Annotated in this window: 25 protein-coding genes and 1 pseudogene; 10 read left to right on the plus strand and 16 right to left on the minus strand. The window is 34.6% G+C overall.

Features of this window, described 5'->3' with window-relative positions; translation table 11 throughout:
- Window positions 1-11: 11 nt before the first annotated feature.
- The 5 genes and pseudogenes from RM51_RS15145 to RM51_RS15165 all read right to left on the minus strand — a co-directional run.
- Window positions 12-857: pseudogene (locus tag RM51_RS15145) on the minus strand (YifB family Mg chelatase-like AAA ATPase); the annotation flags it as partial.
- A gap of 188 nt (window positions 858-1,045) precedes the next feature.
- Window positions 1,046-2,011: a T9SS type A sorting domain-containing protein gene (locus RM51_RS15150; protein WP_039371420.1), complete on the minus strand. Its 966-nt coding sequence runs from the start codon at window positions 2,009-2,011 to the stop codon at window positions 1,046-1,048.
- Window positions 2,012-2,124: 113 nt separating this feature from the next.
- Complete coding sequence (locus RM51_RS15155; protein WP_084111165.1) at window positions 2,125-3,492, minus strand: outer membrane beta-barrel protein; 1,368 nt, start codon at window positions 3,490-3,492, stop codon at window positions 2,125-2,127.
- Window positions 3,485-4,051: an RNA polymerase sigma factor gene (locus RM51_RS15160; protein WP_039371426.1), complete on the minus strand. Its 567-nt coding sequence runs from the start codon at window positions 4,049-4,051 to the stop codon at window positions 3,485-3,487. Before RM51_RS15160 ends, RM51_RS15155 begins: the two co-directional genes overlap by 8 nt.
- Window positions 4,052-4,155: 104 nt before the next feature.
- A complete protein-coding gene (locus RM51_RS15165) occupies window positions 4,156-4,731 on the minus strand; it encodes a DUF4840 domain-containing protein (RefSeq protein WP_039372039.1) in 576 nt (191 codons plus the stop codon).
- Between the two features lie 200 nt (window positions 4,732-4,931).
- Here RM51_RS15165 and RM51_RS15170 point away from each other — a divergent pair, with 200 nt between their 5' ends.
- Both RM51_RS15170 and RM51_RS15175 read left to right on the plus strand, forming a co-directional pair.
- Window positions 4,932-5,438, plus strand: coding sequence for a hypothetical protein (locus tag RM51_RS15170; RefSeq protein WP_039371428.1), 507 nt, complete (start codon window positions 4,932-4,934; stop codon window positions 5,436-5,438).
- Window positions 5,435-5,782 carry a tRNA-binding protein gene (locus RM51_RS15175; protein WP_039371430.1) on the plus strand — a complete coding sequence of 116 codons (348 nt, stop codon included), beginning with the start codon at window positions 5,435-5,437 and terminating at the stop codon, window positions 5,780-5,782. Before RM51_RS15170 ends, RM51_RS15175 begins: the two co-directional genes overlap by 4 nt.
- A 3-nt stretch (window positions 5,783-5,785) precedes the next feature.
- Here RM51_RS15175 and RM51_RS15180 read toward each other — a convergent pair whose 3' ends face one another.
- A complete protein-coding gene (locus RM51_RS15180) occupies window positions 5,786-6,556 on the minus strand; it encodes a DUF4382 domain-containing protein (RefSeq protein WP_039372042.1) in 771 nt (256 codons plus the stop codon).
- A 78-nt stretch (window positions 6,557-6,634) separates the two neighbouring features.
- On the opposite strand from RM51_RS15180, the gene RM51_RS15185 reads away from it, so the two are divergent.
- Window positions 6,635-7,339: a 3'-5' exonuclease gene (locus RM51_RS15185; RefSeq protein WP_039372044.1), complete on the plus strand. Its 705-nt coding sequence runs from the start codon at window positions 6,635-6,637 to the stop codon at window positions 7,337-7,339.
- A 3-nt stretch (window positions 7,340-7,342) separates the two neighbouring features.
- Window positions 7,343-7,669, plus strand: a complete 327-nt coding sequence (locus RM51_RS15190) for an SUF system Fe-S cluster assembly protein (RefSeq protein ID WP_039371432.1) — start codon at window positions 7,343-7,345, stop codon at window positions 7,667-7,669.
- Between the two features lie 52 nt (window positions 7,670-7,721).
- Here the strand turns inward: RM51_RS15190 and RM51_RS15195 are convergent, their stop codons facing one another.
- Complete coding sequence (locus RM51_RS15195; RefSeq protein ID WP_039372046.1) at window positions 7,722-8,561, minus strand: sulfurtransferase; 840 nt, start codon at window positions 8,559-8,561, stop codon at window positions 7,722-7,724.
- A gap of 164 nt (window positions 8,562-8,725) precedes the next feature.
- Entirely contained in the window at window positions 8,726-9,574 is an 849-nt protein-coding gene (locus RM51_RS15200) for a hydroxymethylglutaryl-CoA lyase (RefSeq protein WP_039371434.1), read from the minus strand.
- 187 nt (window positions 9,575-9,761) lie between these two features.
- Here RM51_RS15200 and pepT point away from each other — a divergent pair, with 187 nt between their 5' ends.
- On the plus strand, window positions 9,762-11,009 hold the full coding sequence (gene pepT / locus RM51_RS15205) for a peptidase T (protein ID WP_039371437.1): 1,248 nt from the start codon (window positions 9,762-9,764) through the stop codon (window positions 11,007-11,009).
- A 53-nt stretch (window positions 11,010-11,062) separates the two neighbouring features.
- Here the strand turns inward: pepT and RM51_RS15210 are convergent, their stop codons facing one another.
- The 4 genes from RM51_RS15210 to RM51_RS15225 all read right to left on the minus strand — a co-directional run bounded on the left by RM51_RS15210 (window position 11,063) and on the right by RM51_RS15225 (window position 13,627).
- On the minus strand, window positions 11,063-11,338 hold the full coding sequence (locus RM51_RS15210) for a hypothetical protein (RefSeq protein ID WP_039371440.1): 276 nt from the start codon (window positions 11,336-11,338) through the stop codon (window positions 11,063-11,065).
- Between the two features lie 3 nt (window positions 11,339-11,341).
- A complete protein-coding gene (locus tag RM51_RS15215) occupies window positions 11,342-11,911 on the minus strand; it encodes a hypothetical protein (protein WP_039371443.1) in 570 nt (189 codons plus the stop codon).
- Window positions 11,912-11,991: 80 nt separating this feature from the next.
- Window positions 11,992-13,056 carry a thiamine-phosphate kinase gene (gene thiL / locus RM51_RS15220; RefSeq protein WP_039371446.1) on the minus strand — a complete coding sequence of 355 codons (1,065 nt, stop codon included), beginning with the start codon at window positions 13,054-13,056 and terminating at the stop codon, window positions 11,992-11,994.
- 79 nt (window positions 13,057-13,135) lie between these two features.
- Window positions 13,136-13,627, minus strand: coding sequence for an acyl-CoA thioesterase (locus RM51_RS15225; protein ID WP_039371449.1), 492 nt, complete (start codon window positions 13,625-13,627; stop codon window positions 13,136-13,138).
- Window positions 13,628-13,900: 273 nt separating this feature from the next.
- Here RM51_RS15225 and RM51_RS15230 point away from each other — a divergent pair, with 273 nt between their 5' ends.
- From RM51_RS15230 to RM51_RS15240, 3 genes are all read left to right on the plus strand, one after another.
- Window positions 13,901-15,115: a BaiN/RdsA family NAD(P)/FAD-dependent oxidoreductase gene (locus tag RM51_RS15230; protein ID WP_039371452.1), complete on the plus strand. Its 1,215-nt coding sequence runs from the start codon at window positions 13,901-13,903 to the stop codon at window positions 15,113-15,115.
- A gap of 132 nt (window positions 15,116-15,247) precedes the next feature.
- Window positions 15,248-15,886: a DUF2306 domain-containing protein gene (locus tag RM51_RS15235; RefSeq protein WP_039371454.1), complete on the plus strand. Its 639-nt coding sequence runs from the start codon at window positions 15,248-15,250 to the stop codon at window positions 15,884-15,886.
- 82 nt (window positions 15,887-15,968) lie between these two features.
- Window positions 15,969-16,886: a YARHG domain-containing protein gene (locus RM51_RS15240; protein WP_039371456.1), complete on the plus strand. Its 918-nt coding sequence runs from the start codon at window positions 15,969-15,971 to the stop codon at window positions 16,884-16,886.
- A gap of 1 nt (window position 16,887) precedes the next feature.
- On the opposite strand, the gene RM51_RS15245 is transcribed toward RM51_RS15240, so the two are convergent.
- The 3 genes from RM51_RS15245 to RM51_RS15255 all read right to left on the minus strand — a co-directional run bounded on the left by RM51_RS15245 (window position 16,888) and on the right by RM51_RS15255 (window position 18,495).
- Window positions 16,888-17,277, minus strand: coding sequence for a ribosomal maturation YjgA family protein (locus RM51_RS15245; RefSeq protein WP_185095015.1), 390 nt, complete (start codon window positions 17,275-17,277; stop codon window positions 16,888-16,890).
- 71 nt (window positions 17,278-17,348) lie between these two features.
- On the minus strand, window positions 17,349-18,005 hold the full coding sequence (locus RM51_RS15250) for a redoxin domain-containing protein (RefSeq protein WP_039371460.1): 657 nt from the start codon (window positions 18,003-18,005) through the stop codon (window positions 17,349-17,351).
- 10 nt (window positions 18,006-18,015) lie between these two features.
- Window positions 18,016-18,495, minus strand: a complete 480-nt coding sequence (locus tag RM51_RS15255; RefSeq protein WP_039371463.1) for a TlpA family protein disulfide reductase — start codon at window positions 18,493-18,495, stop codon at window positions 18,016-18,018.
- A 160-nt stretch (window positions 18,496-18,655) separates the two neighbouring features.
- Between RM51_RS15255 and RM51_RS15260 the strand changes: the two genes are divergently transcribed.
- Both RM51_RS15260 and RM51_RS15265 read left to right on the plus strand, forming a co-directional pair.
- Window positions 18,656-19,126, plus strand: coding sequence for an energy transducer TonB (locus RM51_RS15260; RefSeq protein WP_131667081.1), 471 nt, complete (start codon window positions 18,656-18,658; stop codon window positions 19,124-19,126).
- A 15-nt stretch (window positions 19,127-19,141) separates the two neighbouring features.
- Window positions 19,142-19,585 (plus strand): energy transducer TonB, encoded by a 444-nt coding sequence (locus RM51_RS15265; protein ID WP_165585012.1) that lies wholly within the window; start codon window positions 19,142-19,144, stop codon window positions 19,583-19,585.
- Window positions 19,586-19,596: 11 nt separating this feature from the next.
- Here the strand turns inward: RM51_RS15265 and mutS are convergent, their stop codons facing one another.
- Window positions 19,597-22,185 (minus strand): DNA mismatch repair protein MutS, encoded by a 2,589-nt coding sequence (gene mutS / locus RM51_RS15270; protein ID WP_039371469.1) that lies wholly within the window; start codon window positions 22,183-22,185, stop codon window positions 19,597-19,599.
- Between the last annotated feature and the right edge of the window lie 75 nt (window positions 22,186-22,260).

Below are 22,260 nucleotides of genomic sequence, written 5' to 3' on the forward strand. Positions count from 1 at the left end.
TTTCAAACAATAACATCTGAAATCGTATGATGAGGTGATCGAAATGGCCGAACCGTCATTAATGAAGTTTCTACACCCATTTTCCCTGCTACAGAATGAATTTTAGTCGTTTCTAAGGCTTCTTTCAAGGTTAAAGGCGGCAAAATACTGGGAACTCTTTTAGCCAACATCGTTTTACCACTTCCGGGAGGACCAATTAAGATAATATTATGTCCTCCTGCTGCTGCAACTTCCATTGCTCTTTTGGCCGCTTCCTGCCCTTTCACTTCTGAAAAATCAAACGGAAACAGGTTGATCTTATCCTGAAATTCTTTTCGGGTATCTAAAACGGTTTTTTCTAAAATCTTTCCTTCATTAAAGAAATCAATGACTTCTTTTATGTTTTCTACTCCATACACATCCAGATTATTGACAATGGCAGCTTCGCGGGTATTTTGTTTGGGAAGTATTATTCCTTTAAAGCCTTCTTCTCTTGCCTGAATCGCTATAGGTAACACACCTTTTATTGGCTGTAAACTGCCATCCAAAGACAATTCTCCCATAATAATATATTCCTGAATGTTTTCTGCAAGAATTTGATCAGAGGCAGCTAAAATCCCAATAGCAATGCTAAGATCATAGGCAGAACCTTCTTTCCTAAGATCAGCAGGAGCCATATTAATCGTAATCTTTTTTCCAGGTATTTTGTAGCCCACATTCTTTAATGCAGCAGAGATTCTGTAACTGCTTTCTTTGATGGCATTATCAGGTAATCCAACTAGATGATAGCCAACCCCTCCTGTATCTACATTGACCTCAATAGTAATAGTCTGAGCCGCAACTCCATGAATTGCGCTTCCATAAATTTTAATCAGCATGTTTGTGTTTTAATGTAAATGTAAAAAGATTTTCCCGATTTAATTATATGAATTTTGATTATTTCTTAGTTAATTTTTTCAAGATAAATAATTTATTATCAAGAGTATGAAATAATAAAAACGGCACAAAAAACTGTGCCGCTTCCAACTAACCATTTGAAAAAACCAATCTCTCAAACTAAGAGAATTTATTTTTTTATAAACTTATTTTTATATGTTTTTCCTTCCACACTTTTGGAAACAACAAGATAAGTTCCTGCCGACAATGCATTCACATCGATAGCTTGTGTGTATTTATGATCTTTTTTTTGCAATACCAATCTTCCGGACATATCGATAATAGAAACTTCAGTATATTTTTCAGACTCTTTTCCGATATACAAAAACTGAGTAGCAGGATTAGGATAGATACTCAAATTATTTTCTTTTGTTTTTACCTCGCCTGTTCCTAGATTACAAAAGCTCCAGTTCCCAAAATTAAGCTGTATAAACGCCATATCGCTTAACATTTCACACATATCAGGACAATATTCTGTACAGGCATAAAAACCATATTTTCCTGATGTAGTCGCCGTATAAGAGTCTCCTGTAGCCCCATTGATGATACACGGATCGGTAGGTGACGGTGGATTGCTTCCGGGAACACATTTGAACCAGGTATGCAAACCATATACAACTGGAAATCCATTTTCAAAAACTACAGATGCTCCTGAGCAGACATTATATTCTCCCGGTGCTATTTCTTCGTAGGTTCCCGGTGTAAAGTTGGCTATCAGGAATGGAAGACCATAAGCATATCCATCTGCCAGAATTGGATCACTTTGTGCCACACAATCCGTCCCAGTAACTTCTACTTTAAAATAATACAGCATATCTGCAGAACCGTTTATAGTCAAAGACTGTGAGGTTGCCCCAGGAATTGCTACCCACGGATTTGGATTAGGTGTTTGCCAATCCCACATCTGCTTATACCATTGGTAACTTCCATAAGTTTGAGTAGTGGACAAAGTTTCGGTCTCTGTGGTGCAAAAAACAACTTTATCCTGAAACATAGTTCCCAGTCTCGGGCTTGTAATAGTTGGTGTACATTGTTGTGATTTGACATTGAAAAAACAGGAAAACAAGACTGTTAAAAAAATCAATTTTAATTTCATATGTATAATATTTAATAAGTTTTGCCGGTGTTATTCAGTAAAAAATTGGACGCAGTTGTTGAGGAACTGTATTTTTACAGTTCTTTCGTTTAATGGTTTATATAAAATGTTATTTAGTCTATGATCAGTCTGATTCCGAACTTCACATTGAAATTCAGAGGCTTTTCTTTATAAATGGTTTGTAATGAACTGTTGTCCTTGAAATGATAACTCACCCCCGGTTCAGCATAAATCCCTATATTTTTTATCACTTTCAACTGCAATCCTGCTGCTGTATTTACCGATACTTGAACAGGTTTTTCACCGATTTCTTCTTTAGATTCTTCTTTTACAATTCCATCAACGATATATTTAGTTTTAATATCTCCGGAAACCGCTTTTTCTATTAAACCTCCTCCTGTAATATATCCTGTAAATGCTCCTTTTTGAATGACATTATAATTTACCTGCACCGGAACTCCTACGTAATGAATATTCTGTTCACTGCTTATAAAGTTCGAACCGCTTCCTGAAGTAAGCTCGGCAGACAGTTTTGTATAGTTCACACCCGTACCAACAGACCATTTTTTTCCGATTCTTTTTGAGACAGAAGCTCCGAACGTAACAGGAGTTTTATGTTTCACTTTTGCATCTACTTTTTTGTCCTGATTTGCCAATAAAATCGCCATTAATGGGTTTTCCGCATATTCCGAAGTCCAGATTTCAGGTAAGCTTAATGTCGCTCCGGTTAATGTCGCATATCCGGGAAACTGCTCTGTTGAACTGGAAGCCGTATTACCTGTAAGCAATCCTACTGCCCAGGATTTTTTATTTTTGTTTTTCGCAAGTTTTACCTTTTCGGCCTCTTCTATTTTCTGTTTTCTTTCTCTTTCTTCTTTTGTAAGGAGCTCATACGTTTCTATTTCTTCACCAACTTTTTGTATTTCAGGATTTTCATGCTTCTGTTCTGTACTATTTTGTACATACAGATCAGATCTCTCCTCCTGCGTAGATTCTTGGTTTTTAAACGGATTACTTTCTTCTGGTCGTTTTATTTTATTTAAGATATTTCCGAAACCTTTTACAATAAATTTTTGACTAAGACTATTCGGATTACCTTTCTCCAAAAGTATTTTCTTTTTAAAAGAGCTTTCATTAAATTTCGGATCAGAAGAAATTTTTTCTACATGATTTTCTTTTATTATATCTGTATTTACGAATTCCTTTTTACCATTAAAAACAAGGAGCTTGCCCACAATAAAGAATAAGGCAATAGCTGCCGCAGCACCACAAATACGATAAAGTAGAGGTCTATGATTTATTTTTGAAACAACTGTATTCTGCGCTTTCAGATTATCACTCATTACCATAGGAATAATATTCTCCGTCTTATCTTCCACAAACAATTCGTTTCTGATATCATCCCACAATCCATCCGGAACATCTTCTGTATGATCTTCCATTTTTCTGCGCAAATCATTTAGCCATTCATTATTATTCATAGTGCGCTGTTTTAGACATTTTATATTCTTTTATTTTCTGGGCAAGCATTGTTTTTGCTCTGTGTAATTGTGAAGCTGAAGAATTTTCTGCAATTCCCAGCATCTCTGCAATCTCTTTATGGCTTTTCGTCTCAAAAACATAGAGATTGAACACTGTTCTGTAACCATCCGGAAGAGAACGAATCATCGTCATGATTGTATTTTGCGAAATTTCTTCCAGATTCGGATCTTCATCATTTTGTTCGTCCGCAATTTCAAAATCATCAGAAACCGTTTTCAAATCAGGATTCTTTTTGATATGTTTTAATGATTCTGTTACCACAATTCTGGTAATCCATGCTTTCAAAGAGCCATTTCCTCTATATTCAAAAGATTCGATCGAACGAAACATCTGAATAAAACTATTCTGCAGAACATCATGAACATCTTCCTTATCAATAATATATCGGGAACAGACATAGGTAAGACCACCTGAATACACTCCGAAAAGTTCTTTCCAGGCCGCTTCTTCCTTTTGCAAAAGGCGGGACACCAAAATCTGCTCCTTATTTTCTTTCATTCACTAATTACAATCGCAACTCAGTTTAATTATTGATTTTCAGTAGGCAAAAATAGGCAACCTCTGTTCGAGGTCTTGCCTATTTTCATTAATTATTCATTCTTTTAATTCTTAATACTAATCGGGATCTCGTATTTTATGGTTTCATAAGGAGTAAGTTCAACTCCATCCACCATTATTTTTTCCGCTTCCAAACCAAATCTCATTGACCAGTCATACCCTACAAAAAAACCTTTTTGTTTTGTAGCCAGTTTCACAACTGTATTTTTAATCGTTCCGTCTACCGGAATTGGTAAAGTCAAGGCCTTTGGTTCAAATGTTAATTCTACCACATTCTGATCTGTATTGAGCTTTGAAGTATAGTTCAGTTTATATTCAATTTTTCCTAAGCTAACTATTGCTGCTTCAGCTTTTACAGGATCTTTCACAACCGATGTTACAATTTCCTTCACCGGAAAATCTTTGAAAGTAATGATCGAATCTTTCGCTGTAAAATCAATAATTTTTTCATTGGATTTTCCTCCTTGGGAAGTCACTAATCTTGCTCTGTAATTACCATTTACATCACTCAATTTCAGAGGAACCGGTTCATATTTATCATCATTACATGACGTTAAAGAAAATCCCAAAAAGGCAATTATGGCAATCATTAGAGATTTAAGTACTGTTAATTTCTTCATTAATTTTAATTTTTTAGCATTACACATTATTCGTTTGAGTACTCATTTATATAAATCCGGTTTTTAGGAAATCTTGCATAAGAATTAATAAAATTTCAACAAATAAAACATAATCAAATGATTTACAACTTCATTAATTTACTCTCTCATCATTTCTAAGTTTCATTATTTTAATACATTTGTTAAAACATATTGTTGTGATGAATTTCGAACAGGTCAAATTACATTTGAGCGCCTATAAAGAAAACAACCAGGTCATTGATGCCGCTAAATATTTACTGTATTCTTTCGATCTGGAGCATGAAAACTTCGCAGGCTTTGGTCTTCGGGAAGCCATTCCCAACTTAGTCCTCCTGACAACTGAAGGAGAGCTGGGAGAACCACAAACAGTAATGATTCCACCGAATTTATTTGATTTTGACCTCAATCTCATTTTAAATGTGGTGGCCCACGAAATGCTTCATGTAAGACAAAAATCTTCTATACAAACTGTTGAGGATAAAAATGAAAGAGAGTTTCAGGCCTATTATGAAATGCTTTTCCACAAAGTTTTTCCAAAAATTCCGGATGCCTCAGATTTTCATAAGAAAATTTTTGCCGATAAAGCATTCGAATACTATAAAAGAATGGGAGAAGGTTCAACATTACAACAAAAATATGCCTTACAAAAAATAGAAATAGAACAACTGATTAACGCATTATCATGACAATAAAACCTGAAATTTCCTGGACAGACTTTGAAAAAATAGACATAAGATGTGGAACCATCATTTCTGTTAATGATTTTGAAAAAGCCAGAAATCCGTCCTATCAATTAGAAATAGACTTCGGAAGCTTAGGCATCAAAAAATCCTCAGCGCAAATCACAACATTATACAAAAAAGAAGAACTGGTCGGAAAACAGATTTTAGCTGTTGTCAATTTTCCCAAAAAGCAAATCGCCAACTTTTTCAGTGAATGTCTGGTTTTAGGAGTATATGGAGAAAATAAATCGGAAGTAACATTGCTCACAACATCACTTCCGACTAAAAATGGTTTTCAAGTAGGTTAGGACCTATTGATTTAATGTTTTTGTTCCTAAATTAGTAATTTGTCCAAATACGACAGATACATTATTGGTATTTTCATCTAGATATCCCGTTGTGTTATCTGCATCATAAGAAACCGTATAAGTACCTTGTTGCAATCCGGAAAACATAAAAAATCCATCCGGATTTGGTATCGCTGTAGCAATCGTATCTGATGCCATAATAGCATGTACTACAGCGTCAGCTGCTAAGGGCTGTACATAGCCTTTTATTTGTCCGTTTGTTAGTTCCGAAAATGTTCTAATAACCGGTTTTAAAATGTAAGAACCATTTCCTGTAGTTACAACAGATCTTCCTGCATCAAAATCTATCCATACTGTGTAAGCTCCATTAGCAGCTAATGTCTGGTGCCAATTAAACTTCAGGCCACTTTGCTGTGCCGAAGGAGTTTGCAGTGGATAACTAACACCATTCACGACTAAAGTATTATTGGTTCCTAAGACCATTCTCATTTGAGAGACGTCTCCTGCAGGTAATACAGCCTGACCTAGAACTACATCTGTTCCGTTTTTAAAATTAAGAAGATTATAAACACCTGGACTCGGAAAATTGAGTGCTACCCATTCTCCATTATTATTGATCTCTATTCGTTGAATATCAATATTAACAGCATCATACGCTGCAGGACCATCGGTAAGTCTCACATTAACTGTAGCAGTATCACCTCCCTCAGAATCATTGCATGAAGCTAAGAAAAGCACACTTATACTGCTTCCTATTATGAATAACCTTTTCATAAAATAATATTTTGTTCTATTAAAACGTTTTTGATTATTCATTTATTATGTCATACCTTTCAGTTTAAAAACAGGAAAATGATAAAAAACATCCCCCTAGAAAGGGTTTTATTTATTGATATTGAAACCGTTCCCGGATTTGGATCTTGGGAAGACATGTCTGAAACCGAACAAATGCTTTGGGATAAAAAAACCAGATACCAAAGGAAAGATGAGATTTCTGCAGAAGAATTCTATCCTGAAAGAGCCGGAATTATGGCTGAATTCGGAAAAATAGTCTGTATCACTATCGGAATGCTTGAAAAAAATGACACGCTGAAAATCAAAAGTTTTGCAAGTGATGATGAAAAGAAGATGCTGCTCGAATTTGGCGAAATTTTTAACAGCCCGAGGCTTCGCGATGTTATTCTCTGCGCCCACAACGGGAAAGAATTTGATTTCCCATGGATTGCCAGAAGATATTTAATCAACGGAATGCAGCCTCCTACTCCTTTTCAGATGTTTGGAAAAAAGCCTTGGGAAATTCCTCATATAGATACCATGGAACTGTGGAAATTCGGAGATTATAAAAGTTTTATTTCTCTGGAATTATTGGCTCATCTGTTCGGAATTCCCACTCCCAAAGACGATATTGATGGCTCAATGGTTTCATCAATTTACTACATAGAGAAAGACTTGCAAAGAATAGTTGACTATTGTGAAAAAGATGTCTTAACTTTGGCAAATATTTTCCGACGTATGCGTCAGGAAGATTTGTTGAAAAGGTATATCAATTTAGATTAAAAAATGAAATTTACAGACGATCAGATTGCTGACATCGGTGAAGAAATCATTAGCGTCTTAAAAACCGTATATGACCCTGAAATTCCTGTAGACATCTACGAATTGGGACTGGTTTACGACGTACAGATTTCTGATGATGCCGATGTAAAAATTATCATGACACTTACCACTCCGAACTGTCCGGTTGCAGAAACACTTCCTCAAGAGGTAAAAGACAAAGTAGCAGAAGTAGAAAATGTAAAAAGTGTCGATTTAGAGCTTACTTTCGAGCCAAGCTGGAACAAGGATATGATGAGTGAAGAAGCGAAATTTGAGCTGGGAATGCTTTAAATTTCGGATTAAAATAAAACAGGCTGCCAAATTTATTTGACAGCCTTTTATTTTATCTTTTATTCTTTAAACTTCTTTCGCAATCTCTTCTACTCCATTCACTCCAAGAACCTACATATAAATTCGGAATATCAAATCCTGCATAATTTAATGCTAAAATGGTGTGACAAGCCGTGACTCCAGAACCGCAGTGAATAATCAGATTTTCAGGTTTTCCCTGTAGCAATTTTAAATATTTTTCTTTTAAGGCTTCTGGTTTCAGGAAATTTCCGTTTTCATCAAGGTTTTCAGAAAAAGGAATATTGATCGCTCCTGGAATATGACCTGCAACCAAATCGATGGGTTCAGATTCTCCATTATAGCGGTAAGCATCTCTTACATCAATCACTGTAGAAGAATGGTTTGTTAATTCATTTTCAATATTTTCCAGCATCGAAGTAGGAAGAAGCCAATTGCCTTTTTTTATGAATTCAGTTTTTTCAAACGTTTCTTCGCCTGAAAAAAATTCTAAACCTTCTTTTTCAGCACTTTGAAATCCGCCATCCAAAACCTGTACATTTTTAAACCCAAAAGATTTCAGCATCCACCAAGCTCTTGCCGCTGCGTTTGATCCATTTTTATCATCATACACAACAACATGAGAACCTTCTGAAACTCCAAGATTTGAAAGCGTTTTTGCAAATTTTTCAACACTTGGCAGGGGATGTCTTCCGCCAAAAGCAGCGTCTTCTCCTATGTATGCCAAATCTTTATCCAAATCGATGAATCTGGCTCTTTTAATGTGCTTATTCAAATAATTTTGATAAACATCTTTTCCTACTCTTGCATCTAGGATGATGAGATTTTCGGTTGGAAGTTTTTTTAATTCGGATGGAGTGATTATTGGTAACATTTTGTTGTTGTTGTTGCTTAATTTGAAATATGTTTTGGCTAAAGCCAATTTGAATTTTGAAAAGTAAAGCGGACTAAAGTCCGCTCCTACTGATTTCTTTATTTTGCTTTTACATCCTTCGACAAGCTTAGGATGACACATTGCTAATACTAACTGAATATTTTTTAAAAATGAAAAATATCCTTCGCTTTATTATAAGAACTTTCGAAGTTTAATAAATTCAACTTATGATTTACTTTCTCTACACTCATAAAATTGATGACCTGCTCAGTTGGCATATTTCCTACCAAATCATCTTTTGCCATTGGGCAGCCTCCGATTCCTTTGATGGCGCTGTCAAATCTTGTACAGCCTTTATCGTAAGCAGCTTTTAATTTTGAGTAAGAATCTTCATATCGGTTATGAAAATGTCCTCCAAAGTTAATTTCAGGATATTTAGATGGTATTTTTTCAAATAAAAGAGCAATGGTTTCTGGAGTTGCAACCCCTGTTGTATCAGAAAGTAAAATATCTTTTACTCCTATTTCTGAAAATCGCTGTGCCCAGAAATCTACATCTTCCCATTTCCACATTTCTCCATAAGGATTCCCAAAAGCCATGGAAAAATAGATGTTCAGCTGTCTGTTTTCACTTTTTACAAGCTCCAGCATTTTAATGATCTCATTAAAAGCTTCTTCCTGGTTTTTATTCGTATTTCTATGCTGGAATGTTTCAGAAATAGAAAACGGAAACCCGATAATATCTACCGACTGATGCTTCAATGCTTTTTCGGCACCTCTGTAATTGGCTACAATTGCAGAGACTTTCGAATTGGAACGGGATTTATCAATATTTTCGGCAACCTCATCAGAGTCGGCCATTTGAGGAATTGCTTTTGGAGATACAAAGCTCAGACAATCCAATACATCAAACCCAACATCCATTAAAGAGTTGATATAATCTATTTTTTTGTCGGTAGGGATAAATTCTCCCCAACCCTGCATTGCATCGCGCGGACATTCAGTAAGAAACATTTTTACGTTTAGATTTTCTCAAATATAATAAAACTAAATAATTTGATATAACACACTCACAAATCTAACATTATTTTGATTTTCAAAGATTTATATCCGATTTAAAATTTCAATAGCTGATATTCATCCCCAAATAAATTATTCTGAGCATCAAAATTGCTAACTTTGCCGGAAATTTATACTAATAATGAGTACAATAGAATTCAACCAAGTGTGGAAAGAAAAGTTACTGAACCGTTTTCTTAGCTATGTAAAAATATATTCAACGAGTGATGCTGAAAGCGAAGCTACGCCTTCTACGGAAAGACAGTGGGATATCGCAAACTTCATTACTGAAGAGCTGAAAACGATCGGTCTTGAAGATGTATCGATTGATAACAACGGCTATATCATGGGCTACGTTCCTTCAAATCTTGAAAATGATGATAAACCTACCATTGGATTTATTTCGCATTATGATACTTCACCGGATTTCAGTGGTGAAAATGTACAACCTCAGGTTTGGGAAAATTATGATGGTAATGACCTAATTCTAAACCAAACAACAGGTTTCAAGCTGTCTCCTTCAAAATTTGAAAGTTTAAAAAAATATATCGGTCAAACGTTGATCACTACAGACGGAACAACGCTTCTTGGTGCCGATGACAAAGCAGGTTGCGCAGAAATTGTAACAGCTGCTGAATATTTAATGGCTCATCCTGAAATCAAGCACGGAAGAATCGCAGTTGGATTTACTCCTGATGAAGAAATCGGAAGAGGGGCACACAAGTTTGATGTTGCTAAGTTCGGAGCTGAATTCGCTTACACTATGGATGGCGGAGAAGTTGGAGAACTGGAATATGAAAACTTCAATGCAGCAGGAGCTATAGTAAAAATCCACGGATTGAGCGTTCACCCGGGTTATGCATACGGAAAAATGGTAAATGCCGCTTTATTGGCTTCTGAATTTGCTCAAATGCTTCCGGCTAACGAAACTCCGGCAACTACGAAAGGTTTTGACGGATTCTATCATTTAATGGACTTAAATGCAGATATTTCTGAGGCTAAACTTCAATATATCATTCGTGATCACGATGCGGATAAATTTGAAGCAAGAAAGAAATTCATGGAAGAAAAAGTAGCTGAATTTAATCAAAAACATGGTGAAGGAACTGCTGAAGTTGAAATTAAAGAGCAGTACAGAAACATGAAGCAGCAATTTGAAGGAAAAATGCACATCATCGACCTTGCAGCAACAGCGATGAAAGAAGCGGGAATAGAGCCTAAAATTAAAGCGATCAGAGGAGGAACAGACGGAGCTCAATTGTCTTATATGGGATTGCCTTGTCCGAATATTTTCGCAGGAGGAATCAATTTCCACGGACCTTACGAATATGTTGCTTTGGAAAGTATGGAAAAAGCAATGGAGGTTATTTTGAATATTGCAAAAGCGTAAAATCTTCCCATTTTAAATAAAATAAAATCCAGCTCAAAACAGAGCTGGATTTTTTAGTTTCCGATAACTAATAATTCTTTATTTTGTTCTTTAACTTCAATTAAAAATTGAAAAAAAGCATCAAAAGAAAAGTCTTTATTTTCTCTCATTGATTGAATTAAATAAAAAATGTGATTTTCATGTAATTTAAAATCACCATATTCATCAAACAAATTATTGTATTTTAAATTGAATAGGTTTATTATATTATTGTACTTAACAATTTCTATATCAGAAATACTAAATAATAATGTTTTTTTATTTTCTAAATCGTAAAAAGTGATTGCCATAATTTATTTTAATTCATATCCCATCTTTCCAAAGTTTTCCTTTAATAAATTAAGATCTTTTTCTGAAAGATTTACCATTAAAACATTGTAAGATGTGATTCCATTAAAAGATTCTATTCCAAATCTTATTTCATAGTCATTAATTCTCGTAAAGTTAGTAATATGAAAGCTTTCTGAATCTTTACTTTTTATTGAAATGGGACCTTCATAAATTTTAAGCAAACTTCTCATATAGAGATAAGCAGTATCTTCAGAAAAATAAAACTTTATGTAAGTAATTGTATTACCACTATTTGTGGAATTTTTATATCTAAAATTTGGTGTTCTGATATCTGCTGTAGACTTCAAAGCGTCAAAGCTTATTCCTTTCGGAGGGTGAATCCTCTTAAAATAATTAATTATAGCCAACAAAAAAAATCCACAACAAACAGCAGCTAATAATTCTATACGTTTTACATGAATAAAACCTTTTTTCGCAAGTAAAAGTACAATATATCCTCCTATTATTAAGACTGCAAAAACGTAAGGAAGAACATCAACACCTTTTATTATAAGCTTTACAGGCCTTTTCATTATTATTAATTTTCTTGCAAATTAAAACAAAAAAACCACTACAAAAGCAGTGGTTCACAATATTTAAAATTAAATAAAATTTAATCGTTTTGTTGATTTCCTAGAAAAGCATCCCAACCTTGTGCTGTTAAAGCAACCAACTGATTAGAACCTCTTGCCACCATAAAATTACCATCTTCTTTCTCTACAGCATGACCAATAATGGTGAAATCCGGATGATTTTTAATCTTATCAAAGTCGTTTGGTGAAATGGTAAACAACAATTCATAATCTTCACCTCCACTCAAAGCGGCCATTACAGGATTCAAATTAAAATCATCTGCCGTAGCAATCGTAAGATTATCCATAGGAACTTTCTCTTCATACAATCTGAAACCAACTTTCGACTGGTCTGAAAGGTGCAGGATTTCTGAAGCCAAACCATCTGAAATATCAATCATAGAAGTTGGTTTAATATCCAGTTCTTCTAAAATCTCTTTTACATCTGTTCTTGCTTCAGGTTTTAACTGTCTTTCAAGAATATAATCGTAACCTTCCATTTCAGGCTGCATATTCGGATCGGCAAGGAAAACAGCATGTTCTCTTTCCAGGATCTGAAGTCCCATATAAGCACCTCCCAAATCTCCTGAAACCACAAGAAGATCGTTTGGTTTTGCACCGCTTCTTTTGATAATATTCTCTTCATTCTCCAATCCGATCGCTGTAATACTCATTACAAGACCTGCATTAGAACTTGTAGTATCACCACCTATCAAATCTACTTTATATCGCCCACAAGCAGCTTGAATTCCGGCATATAATTCTTCCAGTGCTTCTACCGGAAAACGGTTGGAAACAGCCAGAGAAACTAAGATCTGCGTTGGAGTAGCATTCATTGCTGCAACATCACTTAGATTTACAACAACAGCTTTATAGCCTAAATGCTTCAAAGGAACATATCCTAAATTGAAATGCACTCCTTCTGCCAACACATCTGTTGTAATAACTATTTTTTTATTTTCAGGATTAATAACTGCCGCATCATCTCCTACTCCAAGCTCCGAAGAAACATTAGATAAAGGAAAGTGTTCTGTCAAATGTTTTATTAACCCAAATTCTCCCAATTTGGAAATCGGGGTTAATTCCTGTGATTTATCTTCAAACATATCTTTTTAGTTTAATTGATGTTGATAAATGATATTGATATTACTTTTCATCAACGATCATTTATCGCTTATCATGTATTTAATTGAAAGCGGACGGATCAATATTTTCAGGGCGGAAAGGTAATTTTTTAAAATCTTCTCTCGTCAAAACCACTGTATTTTCAGTTTTATATTTATTGATCGCTTCTACCACATCATCCGGCGGAGTTGTCATTTTTCTCAACATGGTATCAATCCAAACCCCCGTTGCTTCAGAAGTTGCACAGTGCTCTCCTTCAGGAGTATAAAACTTGTGTACAAATCGATAAATAGAACAATCGTCTGCACAAGCATCCACTTCAAGACTTACAATAACTGTCTGATCTGCGAATATTTCTTTAAAGAAAGAAAATCTTTCATGCATAATAACCGGACCAATTCCCCAACGGCTCATTTGTGTAACCCCCATTTTTTCAAGCTTCATAAAAGCCATTCTGGTTTGAGCACAATATTGAACGTAAGATGAATTTGCTAAATGTTTGTTGGCATCAAGATCGCTCCAACGCACTTCGAATTTATGGTAGAATATCATTTAAATTATATTTTTAATACTGATGTTTATTTTGACGGTAAATTTTAACCTCCTTACTGTCATTCCGGAGGAATCTAAGCCGTATTATTCAATAACTCAGTCGAGATTCCTACGGAATGACAAACTGGATAGATAATAAAAATCAGAGATTAAAACAACTTAAATTACGCTAATAATTTTCACTTTAAAAATGAAAAATTATATTCTCCAAAATTACTCAAATAAGATGGTTTATAAAAATTGTAGTTTTGTAAAAATAATCTTGAGCATAAGATTAATAAAACTATGAAACGAATTATCATTATCGGAGGCGGTGCAGCAGGATTTTTCTGTGCAGCAAATCTTGACGAAAGCCAATATAAAATTACCATTCTCGAACAAAATTCAGATGTTCTTCAGAAAGTAAAAGTTTCCGGAGGAGGAAGATGCAATGTAACCCATGCCTGTTTTGATCCGAGAGAACTTGTTCAGTTCTACCCTCGTGGAAATAAGGAATTACTAAGTGTTTTCACCAAGTTTCAGCCGGGAGATACCATGGATTGGTTTGATCAACGAAAAGTTTCGTTGAAAATAGAAAATGACAACAGAATTTTTCCGGAAAGCAATTCCTCACAGACCATTATCAATACTTTTTTACATGAAATTCAGAAAAAAAATGTTGAAGTAAAGACAAAATGTTCTGTCAAAGAAATTGAAAAACTAGATGAAAAATATTTGGTTAAAACCAGTTTAGGAGATTTTGAAGCCGATTTTATCATTTATACTACAGGAAGTTCTCCAAAATCGTTGAAAATGATCGAAAATTTAGGACATAAAATCATCGATTTAGTTCCTTCACTTTTCACGTTCAATATCAAAGATCCTCTATTGAAAGACTTGGCAGGAACAAGCTTCGAAATGGCTGAAACCTCTATTCCTAAATTAAAAACAGAAGAAAGCGGGCCATTATTGATTACGCATTGGGGGCTTTCAGGACCGGCAATTTTGAAAATATCGGCTTGGGAAGCGATTAACTTAGCAAAAGTGAAATATAATTTTGAAATTGAAGTTAATTTTATTTCTAAAGATCTAGAGGATGCTGAAGAATTATTTCAAAAATTCAAACAGTCCAATCCGAAGAAAACAATCGGGCAATCGAAAATTTTTGAGATCACGAACCGCTTTTGGCAGAGAATCCTTGAAGTTTCAAATGTAGATTTGAATAAACAGGTTGCCAATATTTCAGGAAAAGAAACGCAGAAGATCATTGAAAATTTATGCAAAAAGAAATTCAATGTAACCGGAAAATCAACTTTTAAAGATGAATTTGTAACGGCAGGAGGGGTTAATCTAAAGGAAATCAACTTTAAAAATATGTCTTCGAAAATTCTTCCTAATTTTTATGTTGCCGGCGAGGTTCTGAATATTGATGCCGTGACGGGAGGCTTTAATTTTCAGGCGTGCTGGAGTGAGGCGTGGTTGATTGCGCAGGATTTGAATCTGAAATAGTTGATTCATAATAAACCTGTCATTCTGAATGGAACAAAGTGAAATGAAGAACCTCTATAAAACCAGCTTAGATTCTTCCTTCGTCAGAATGACAAACTAAATACATAATTTAGTAAAAACACAAATTGCAAAATGTTTTCAGTCAAAAGAAATATTTCGTCCATTTTTAAAATCCTTTTGATCATAGGGTTCGGATATTTCTTTTGGCTGATGTTAAAAATTACCTTAGAATACATTCCTTTGAGAACTAGTGTTAGTTTTTTAATGATCAAACAGACTGAAGTTATCCAAAGAAGAGAATATTTATACTTTTTCTATACTCACGTTTACACAAGTATATTTGTCTTGCTGAGCGGGTTTTTGGCTATTCTCAGAAAGGATTTCGGACTAAAAAGCTTTCATAAAAATGCAGGAAAAATTTATATTCTTCTGATTCTGTTTCTCGCGGCTCCTTCAGGAATTTACATGGGAATGTTTGCGAATGGAGGAATCTATTCTAAAATATCATTTGTCATTTTAGGCGGTTTATGGTGGTTTTCTACGTACAAAGCCTATCAATTAGCTAAACAAAAAAAATTTAAAGAACATAAGCAATGGATGTGGCGGAGTTTCGCTCTGACCGTTTCTGCCATCACCCTGAGAATGTGGAAAGTAATTATTGTATATTTATTTCATCCAAATCCCATGGATGTTTATCAAATCATTGCATGGATGGGCTGGATTCCTAATCTCATTTTAATCGAATATTTAATCACAAAAAAACACCTATGATATCGCTTTATCTTTTGTTGTAAGGCCAACATTTTATTCTGCGATTGCATATAACCATTAAAAATCAACAAAAAAATCACATATGAAAATTTTAAAATTAACTTTAATTTCCTTGTTTACCATAAGCTTGGTAAGCTGTAAAAAAGAGACAAAAACAACAGATTCTTCAAAAGACAGTCTTACTGCAAAAAAAGATTCGGTGGTGATTCCTGAAGTGTATAAGGAATATTACGGAATTTATATGGGTGATTTTGCAGGAAAGGAAATGATTACCCCGGAAATCGGAGAAGAATATGAAGGTGATGTTTATAAAAAGATCTCTTTAAAGATCAATAGAATCACAAAAGATAGTGTTTACGGACAAAGTATCGTCAACGGAAACCAGCGTCCTTTCCGAGGCGTTTTTAACGAAGAAACAAAATCCTTTGTGTTGGATGAACCGGGAAATGATAAAACCGATGGTAGATTTGAGGTTAAATTAACCAATGACAGTCTTACTGGAAAGTGGAATGCCTTCAATAAATCTGCGGTAAAAGCGCCTTTAAAAACATTGAAACTGATCAAAAAAGAATTTGTTTACAACCCCAATTTCATGCTGAGTGAAGACAGCGATCTCATTGACTGGGAGAATCCAAAAGATTTTATTGAGAAATATACTGATGAGGAGACCGGAAAAACAGAAACCTATACTGCTTCAAAAAACAGAATTGCTTCTGATGCGGTTTTCAAAATCAATGCATCTAAACAAAAATTAACTGAAAAAGACCTTAAAAATCTTCGAAAACTGGATATGGAAATTATCAAAAATTCTGTTTTTGCAAGACATGGTTATGCTTTTAAAAAGCAGACCTACAGAAACTTTTTTGAGCAGACCGACTGGTATATTCCTGTTTCCAATAATGTCGATAAAGACCTTTCTCCTATGGAAAAGGAAAACGTAGCGCTATTGAACCGTTTTATCAAATATGCTGAAGATAAATATGACAGTTTCGGAAGATAATTTAACTTAAAGCTTGTTGTATCGACTGGGTTTTCACATAAAGATAAAGCAATAAGCATCCAACACCATAGCACAAAATATCAATCCACGAAAACGAATTTCCAATGACAATATACATTAGGCTTCCAGGTTGGAAGCCTAGTTTTTCTGCGATATTAAAATATTGAGCCAACTCAACAAAGCAAGAAAAAATAAAAATTCCAACTATCAGTTTTTGGTTATTTACTTTAATAAAACTTTTAACTAAAGTATACAGAAGCATTACAACAATCACATCTCCAAGGTAGGCTCTCACGAAAAAGATATCTTTTAATTTCGTTGCAATCAGCACCTCCACTAAGAAAATTATAATGGTTAACAGGAAATATTTAAGGCTGAATTTTAATTTCATCATAAATTTTTATTATAAAAAATCGACATCCAATAGTGAATGCCGATCTATCATTTCAAGTCACAACTCTATTATTTCTTTACTTTCACTGTACATCCAATGGCAACCGTTTTGGTCATTTTTATCGGCTCGTTTTTCAATAAAGCATTTACGGCATCTTGAACATAATATTCTGAAACATCGTTTGGATTTTCATAATTGTTATCAATGGCACCAATGTATTTTACAATATTTTTACCGCCTTCTTTTTGAAGAAGAAAAACATGGGGTGTTTTTGTAGCTCCATATTGAGGGAAGATCTTTTGTCCTTCATCCACTAAATACGGAAAAGTAAAACCTTTTTGTTTTGCTCTTTCAATCATTTGCGAATACCCGTCTTCAGGTTGTACAGAAGGGTCATTGGGATTGATCGCGATTACAGGATAGCCTTGAGATTTGTATTTTTTATCTAAAGCGATGATTCTTTCTTCATATTTCTTTGCATACGGACAGTGATTACACGTGAAAACAACAATAAACCCTTTTGCTGATTTAAAATCACTCAGAGAAACCATTTTTCCATCAACATTTTTCAGCTTAAAATCAGTTGCCTCATCTCCTACTTCATAACCTCTTGCTGAAGATTTGCTTTCTTTTTTAGGTTCATTTTTATCATGATTTGTTGTGGTAAAACTCAAGAGTCCCATTCCAACAACAAAAGCCATTAGTAAGATTTTAAAATTTTTCATAGTATTTTGTTTAGTTTAAATGCTTAGTAATTGTATTTTCCAATTCTTCTTTGCTCATTTCTCCGTCATTGAAGCCTACCTTCTCCCCATTTTTATAAAAGATCGTTACAGGAATATTTCCGTCCCAATTCTTTTCAAAATGGGGAATCCAAGTGTTCATTCTTTTAATATCATCCAGCAGAATAACTTCAGCGGTAAGGTTTTTCTTTTTTATAAATTCTATAACACGGTCTTTGTCTTTTGCGCGATCTAAAGACACGAGAAGCATCTTAAATTTCGGATTATTTTTAAACTTATTGTTTACTTCCATAAAATGCGGAAGTTCCTTTACGCATGGAGCACAGGTTGTTGACCAAAAATTCAATACTAAAAAAATATCTTTTTCTTCTTTAATCTTATTTTCCAAGAGCTCATATTGAATCGTGGGAACATTATTTACAACTATTTGTTCCTGCCCTTGATAAAAAGACCAACCAAAAGCAAAGACCATTAAACTTAAAAATTTCTTCTTCTCAAAATTAAGAAAATCAAGATATTAGTTTACAGAGACTTATTGTTAAATTTTGTTAAGAACTTTAATGATCTTTTAAATTTCTTTAAAAATAATCCCTATATCGGGAAGGATAATTATTTTTGTGGAAAATTATATTATGAAAATAAGGTTATTGCTGATGATTTCTTTGTTTACGGCTTCTTTTGCTTTTGCACAGGAAACTCCTGAAACGAAAACAACTCCGGCTCCTGCTCCGGCAACCATTATCAATGTTGAATCACTTCCACATTATAACGAACTGAAAAAGAGAATTAACCTTACTGGAGTAGTAATGACTGCAGATAAAGAACCGGAATTCCCTGGTGGAATGGCTCTTTTTCGTAGAAAATTCGCTGAAAACATGGAGGTAATTTATGCAAAAGGAAAAAAAATAGATACGCGTGTTTACTTTATCGTTGAAAAAAACGGCTACGTTAATAATATTGCTGCTATAAGCAATAATAAAGATCACGCAAAAGCAGCAGAAACCGCTTTAAAGAAAATGCTTGTTCGTTGGAAACCCGCTTTAGTAGCAGATAAACCTGTTCGTTATTTGTACAGCTTCCCGCTTTCTTTGCAGAAGTTTTAAGTCTTCAACATCATGATGAGAAAAATAATATTTGGAACCTGTATTCTTCTTAGCTTTTTTTCTTTTGGACAAGAGTCTGTAAAAGGAACTGCAGAGCTGAATGAATTAGTTTTAAGCGAAAAAAATGGTAAAGTAAGAGTAGATGCTGAAAAAATGGCTTCTTTTCCTTTAGGCTCAATAGCATTTCAAAACATGATAAGTAAGAACTTCAAAATGAAGAATGTTGTGACCAATAATGCTGAACAAATAAGTTGTGAACTCATTTTTATTATTGATACAGAAGGTTCTATGATAGATATAAAAGCTATTGGAAGTAATGAAAGTTTTAATAAAGAAGGAATAAGAGCCATTTCAAAAATTAAACAAAAATGGATTCCTGCAGAAATAAATGGTCAGAAAGTTCCTTACAGATTCAAAATTCCTTTAGCGGTACGTTTTGATAAAAAAGAGATAGATTAAAAATGATTGGATTATCCTCCAATCATTTTTTTTATCGAATTAAGCTTCATTAAAGCTTCTATTGGTGTCAAAGTATTGATATCGATTTTCGTCAGTTCTTCTCGAATATTCTCCAAAACCGGATCGTCTAACTGGAAGAAAGACAGCTGCATATTTTCTTCTGTCACTCTTTTGATACTTTCTGAAGAACTTCCCTGAGTACGGCTTGCTTCTAGGGTTTTCAAGATTTCATTGGCTCTGTTAACCACTTTGGCAGGCATTCCGGCTAATTTGGCCACATGAATACCGAAACTATGCTCACTTCCACCAGGAATCAGCTTTCTTAGGAAGATAATATTTCCTTTATTCTCCTGAATAGAAACGTGGAAATTTTTTACTCTTTCAAAATTTACGGTCATTTCGTTCAGCTCATGGTAATGCGTTGCAAATAACGTCTTTGCCTGCGTAGGATGTTGGTGCAAATATTCCGCAATCGCCCAAGCAATGGAAACTCCATCGTAAGTAGATGTTCCACGGCCGATTTCGTCTAATAAGATCAAACTTCTTTCGGAAATATTATTCAGGATATTTGCAGCCTCGTTCATTTCAACCATGAACGTTGATTCTCCTGCAGAGATATTATCCGTCGCTCCTACCCTTGTAAAAATCTTATCTAACACCCCAATTTCAGCATGTTTTGCAGGAACAAAGCTTCCAATCTGAGCCAACAGACAAACAATCGCTGTCTGACGAAGAATCGCCGATTTACCCGCCATGTTCGGTCCTGTAACCATGATGATCTGCTGAGAATTTTTGTCTAAGAAAATATCGTTCGGGATATATTTTTCGCCTAAAGGAAGAGCATTTTCAATAATCGGGTGTCTTGCTTCTTTTAAATCGATCGCAAACGTTTCTGTCAAAACAGGTTTTGTATAGCTTTCAGAAACCGCCAATTCCGATAAACCAACGGCAACATCCAGTTGAGCAATAATATTTGAATTTTCCTGAATCTGATCGATATAAATCATAGTTTCAGCACAAACATCTCTATAGAGTTTGTTTTCTAAAACTCCGATTTTCTCTTCTGCTCCAAGAATCTGATTTTCATATTCTTTTAATTCCTCTGTGATGTAACGTTCGGCATTGACCAATGTCTGTTTTCTCAACCAGTCACCTGGAACTTTATCTTTATGGGTGTTTCGGACTTCAATATAATATCCGAAAACATTATTAAAATCTATTTTAAGGCTTGAAATTCCCGTTCTTTCGATTTCTCTCTGACACATTTCATCCAAGAAACCACGACCTTTAGACTGAAGACCTCTCAATCGATCTAATTCTTCAGAAATCCCTTCTTTAATGACATTTCCTTTCGCTAAATTGACAGGAAGCTCCTCATTCAGATGGTTTTGCAATATTTTAATTAATTCATCCTGATCGTACAAAGGTTCCAGCCAAGCCAGAATATCTGCATGAGGATGAAGCAATTCTTTAATTTTATGAATATTAACCAAGCTCTGACGAAGATATCCCAATTCTTTGGGTGAAATTTTTTCTGCCGCCAGTTTTCCCATCAATCGATCTAAATCGGAAATGGATTTTAATAATTGGGAAATCTCATATTTAAGATAGTCGTTCTCGTTTAAAAAATCAATCAGGGAAAGTCTTCTGTTGATTTCACTCACTTCTTTAAGAGGCAAAATAATTCTTCTTCTCAACAATCTTCCTCCCATCGGAGTAGATGTTTTATCGATAATATCTAATAAAGATTTTCCCTGCGGATTGCTTGGATAAACGATTTCAAGGTTTCTTAATGTAAAATTATCCATCATCAGATAATCTTCCTGCGGAATCACCTGAATTTTGGTAATGTGAGCCAATAAATTATGATGGGTATCTTCTACCAAATACGCGAAGATTGCTCCCGCTGCTGTAATTGCTAGTGGCTGATTTTCAACTCCGAAGCCTTTTAATGAATTGGTTTTAAAATGACCCGTCAGTTTTTCGTAAGCGAAATTATATTGATACGCCCAGTCTTCAAGCTTGAAAGCATTTTTATTTTTAATCTGCTCTGGGATCTGAACACTTCTCTGATAAATAATTTCACTAGGATCAAACGTATTGACGATATGAAGCAACTTTTCCAAGTTCCCTTCACTCACCAAAAATTCTCCCGTAGAAATATCCACCAAAGCAATCCCGAATTTCTCTTTTTCTTTGTGAAGAGACAACAGGAAATTATTCTTTTTTGAGTTAAGAACCTGATCATTGAACGTAACTCCGGGAGTCACCAGTTCCGTCACTCCTCTTTTTACAATTCCTTTGACCATTTTTGGGTCTTCCAACTGATCACAGATCGCTACTCTCATTCCCGCTCTCACCAATTTTGGCAAGTAAGAATCTACTGAGTGATGTGGAAATCCTGCCAATTCGATATGTCCTTCTCCATTGGCTCTTTTCGTTAAAACAATTCCTAAAATCTGAGACGTTCTTACCGCATCCTGCCCGAAAGTTTCATAAAAATCCCCCACTCTGAATAGTAAAAGCGCATCAGGATATTTCGCCTTGATGGTGTTGTACTGAGTCATTAACGGAGTTTCTTTCTTCACTGCCTTTGCCATTAAAATCTGTCTTAAAAAATTAGGATGGTAAAAGTAAGAAATAAAATAGTAGAAGGAAAGCTTTTGAAAAACTAC

It is taken from the genome of Chryseobacterium taiwanense (assembly GCF_000813825.1).
Classification (GTDB): Bacteria; Bacteroidota; Bacteroidia; order Flavobacteriales; family Weeksellaceae; genus Chryseobacterium; species Chryseobacterium taiwanense.

Excerpts from the sequence above, each read along its gene's own strand:
- RM51_RS15150 (WP_039371420.1), bottom strand. The coding sequence starts at position 2,011 with ATGAAATTAAAATTGATTTTTTTAACAGTCTTGTTTTCCTGTTTTTTC.
- RM51_RS15235 (WP_039371454.1), top strand. The coding sequence starts at position 15,248 with ATGTTTTCAGTCAAAAGAAATATTTCGTCCATTTTTAAAATCCTTTTG.
- mutS (WP_039371469.1), bottom strand. The coding sequence starts at position 22,185 with ATGGCAAAGGCAGTGAAGAAAGAAACTCCGTTAATGACTCAGTACAAC.
- RM51_RS15240 (WP_039371456.1), top strand. The coding sequence starts at position 15,969 with ATGAAAATTTTAAAATTAACTTTAATTTCCTTGTTTACCATAAGCTTG.
- thiL (WP_039371446.1), bottom strand. The coding sequence starts at position 13,056 with ATGTTTGAAGATAAATCACAGGAATTAACCCCGATTTCCAAATTGGGA.
- RM51_RS15250 (WP_039371460.1), bottom strand. The coding sequence starts at position 18,005 with ATGAAAAATTTTAAAATCTTACTAATGGCTTTTGTTGTTGGAATGGGA.
- RM51_RS15255 (WP_039371463.1), bottom strand. The coding sequence starts at position 18,495 with ATGGTCTTTGCTTTTGGTTGGTCTTTTTATCAAGGGCAGGAACAAATA.
- RM51_RS15165 (WP_039372039.1), bottom strand. The coding sequence starts at position 4,731 with ATGAAGAAATTAACAGTACTTAAATCTCTAATGATTGCCATAATTGCC.
- RM51_RS15225 (WP_039371449.1), bottom strand. The coding sequence starts at position 13,627 with ATGATATTCTACCATAAATTCGAAGTGCGTTGGAGCGATCTTGATGCC.
- RM51_RS15195 (WP_039372046.1), bottom strand. The coding sequence starts at position 8,561 with ATGTTACCAATAATCACTCCATCCGAATTAAAAAAACTTCCAACCGAA.
- RM51_RS15265 (WP_165585012.1), top strand. The coding sequence starts at position 19,142 with ATGAGAAAAATAATATTTGGAACCTGTATTCTTCTTAGCTTTTTTTCT.
- RM51_RS15175 (WP_039371430.1), top strand. The coding sequence starts at position 5,435 with ATGACAATAAAACCTGAAATTTCCTGGACAGACTTTGAAAAAATAGAC.
- RM51_RS15190 (WP_039371432.1), top strand. The coding sequence starts at position 7,343 with ATGAAATTTACAGACGATCAGATTGCTGACATCGGTGAAGAAATCATT.
- RM51_RS15155 (WP_084111165.1), bottom strand. The coding sequence starts at position 3,492 with ATGAATAATAATGAATGGCTAAATGATTTGCGCAGAAAAATGGAAGAT.
- RM51_RS15170 (WP_039371428.1), top strand. The coding sequence starts at position 4,932 with ATGAATTTCGAACAGGTCAAATTACATTTGAGCGCCTATAAAGAAAAC.
- RM51_RS15185 (WP_039372044.1), top strand. The coding sequence starts at position 6,635 with ATGATAAAAAACATCCCCCTAGAAAGGGTTTTATTTATTGATATTGAA.
- RM51_RS15180 (WP_039372042.1), bottom strand. The coding sequence starts at position 6,556 with ATGAAAAGGTTATTCATAATAGGAAGCAGTATAAGTGTGCTTTTCTTA.
- RM51_RS15200 (WP_039371434.1), bottom strand. The coding sequence starts at position 9,574 with ATGTTTCTTACTGAATGTCCGCGCGATGCAATGCAGGGTTGGGGAGAA.
- RM51_RS15215 (WP_039371443.1), bottom strand. The coding sequence starts at position 11,911 with ATGAAAAGGCCTGTAAAGCTTATAATAAAAGGTGTTGATGTTCTTCCT.
- RM51_RS15210 (WP_039371440.1), bottom strand. The coding sequence starts at position 11,338 with ATGGCAATCACTTTTTACGATTTAGAAAATAAAAAAACATTATTATTT.
- pepT (WP_039371437.1), top strand. The coding sequence starts at position 9,762 with ATGAGTACAATAGAATTCAACCAAGTGTGGAAAGAAAAGTTACTGAAC.
- RM51_RS15260 (WP_131667081.1), top strand. The coding sequence starts at position 18,656 with ATGAAAATAAGGTTATTGCTGATGATTTCTTTGTTTACGGCTTCTTTT.
- RM51_RS15245 (WP_185095015.1), bottom strand. The coding sequence starts at position 17,277 with ATGAAATTAAAATTCAGCCTTAAATATTTCCTGTTAACCATTATAATT.
- RM51_RS15160 (WP_039371426.1), bottom strand. The coding sequence starts at position 4,051 with ATGAAAGAAAATAAGGAGCAGATTTTGGTGTCCCGCCTTTTGCAAAAG.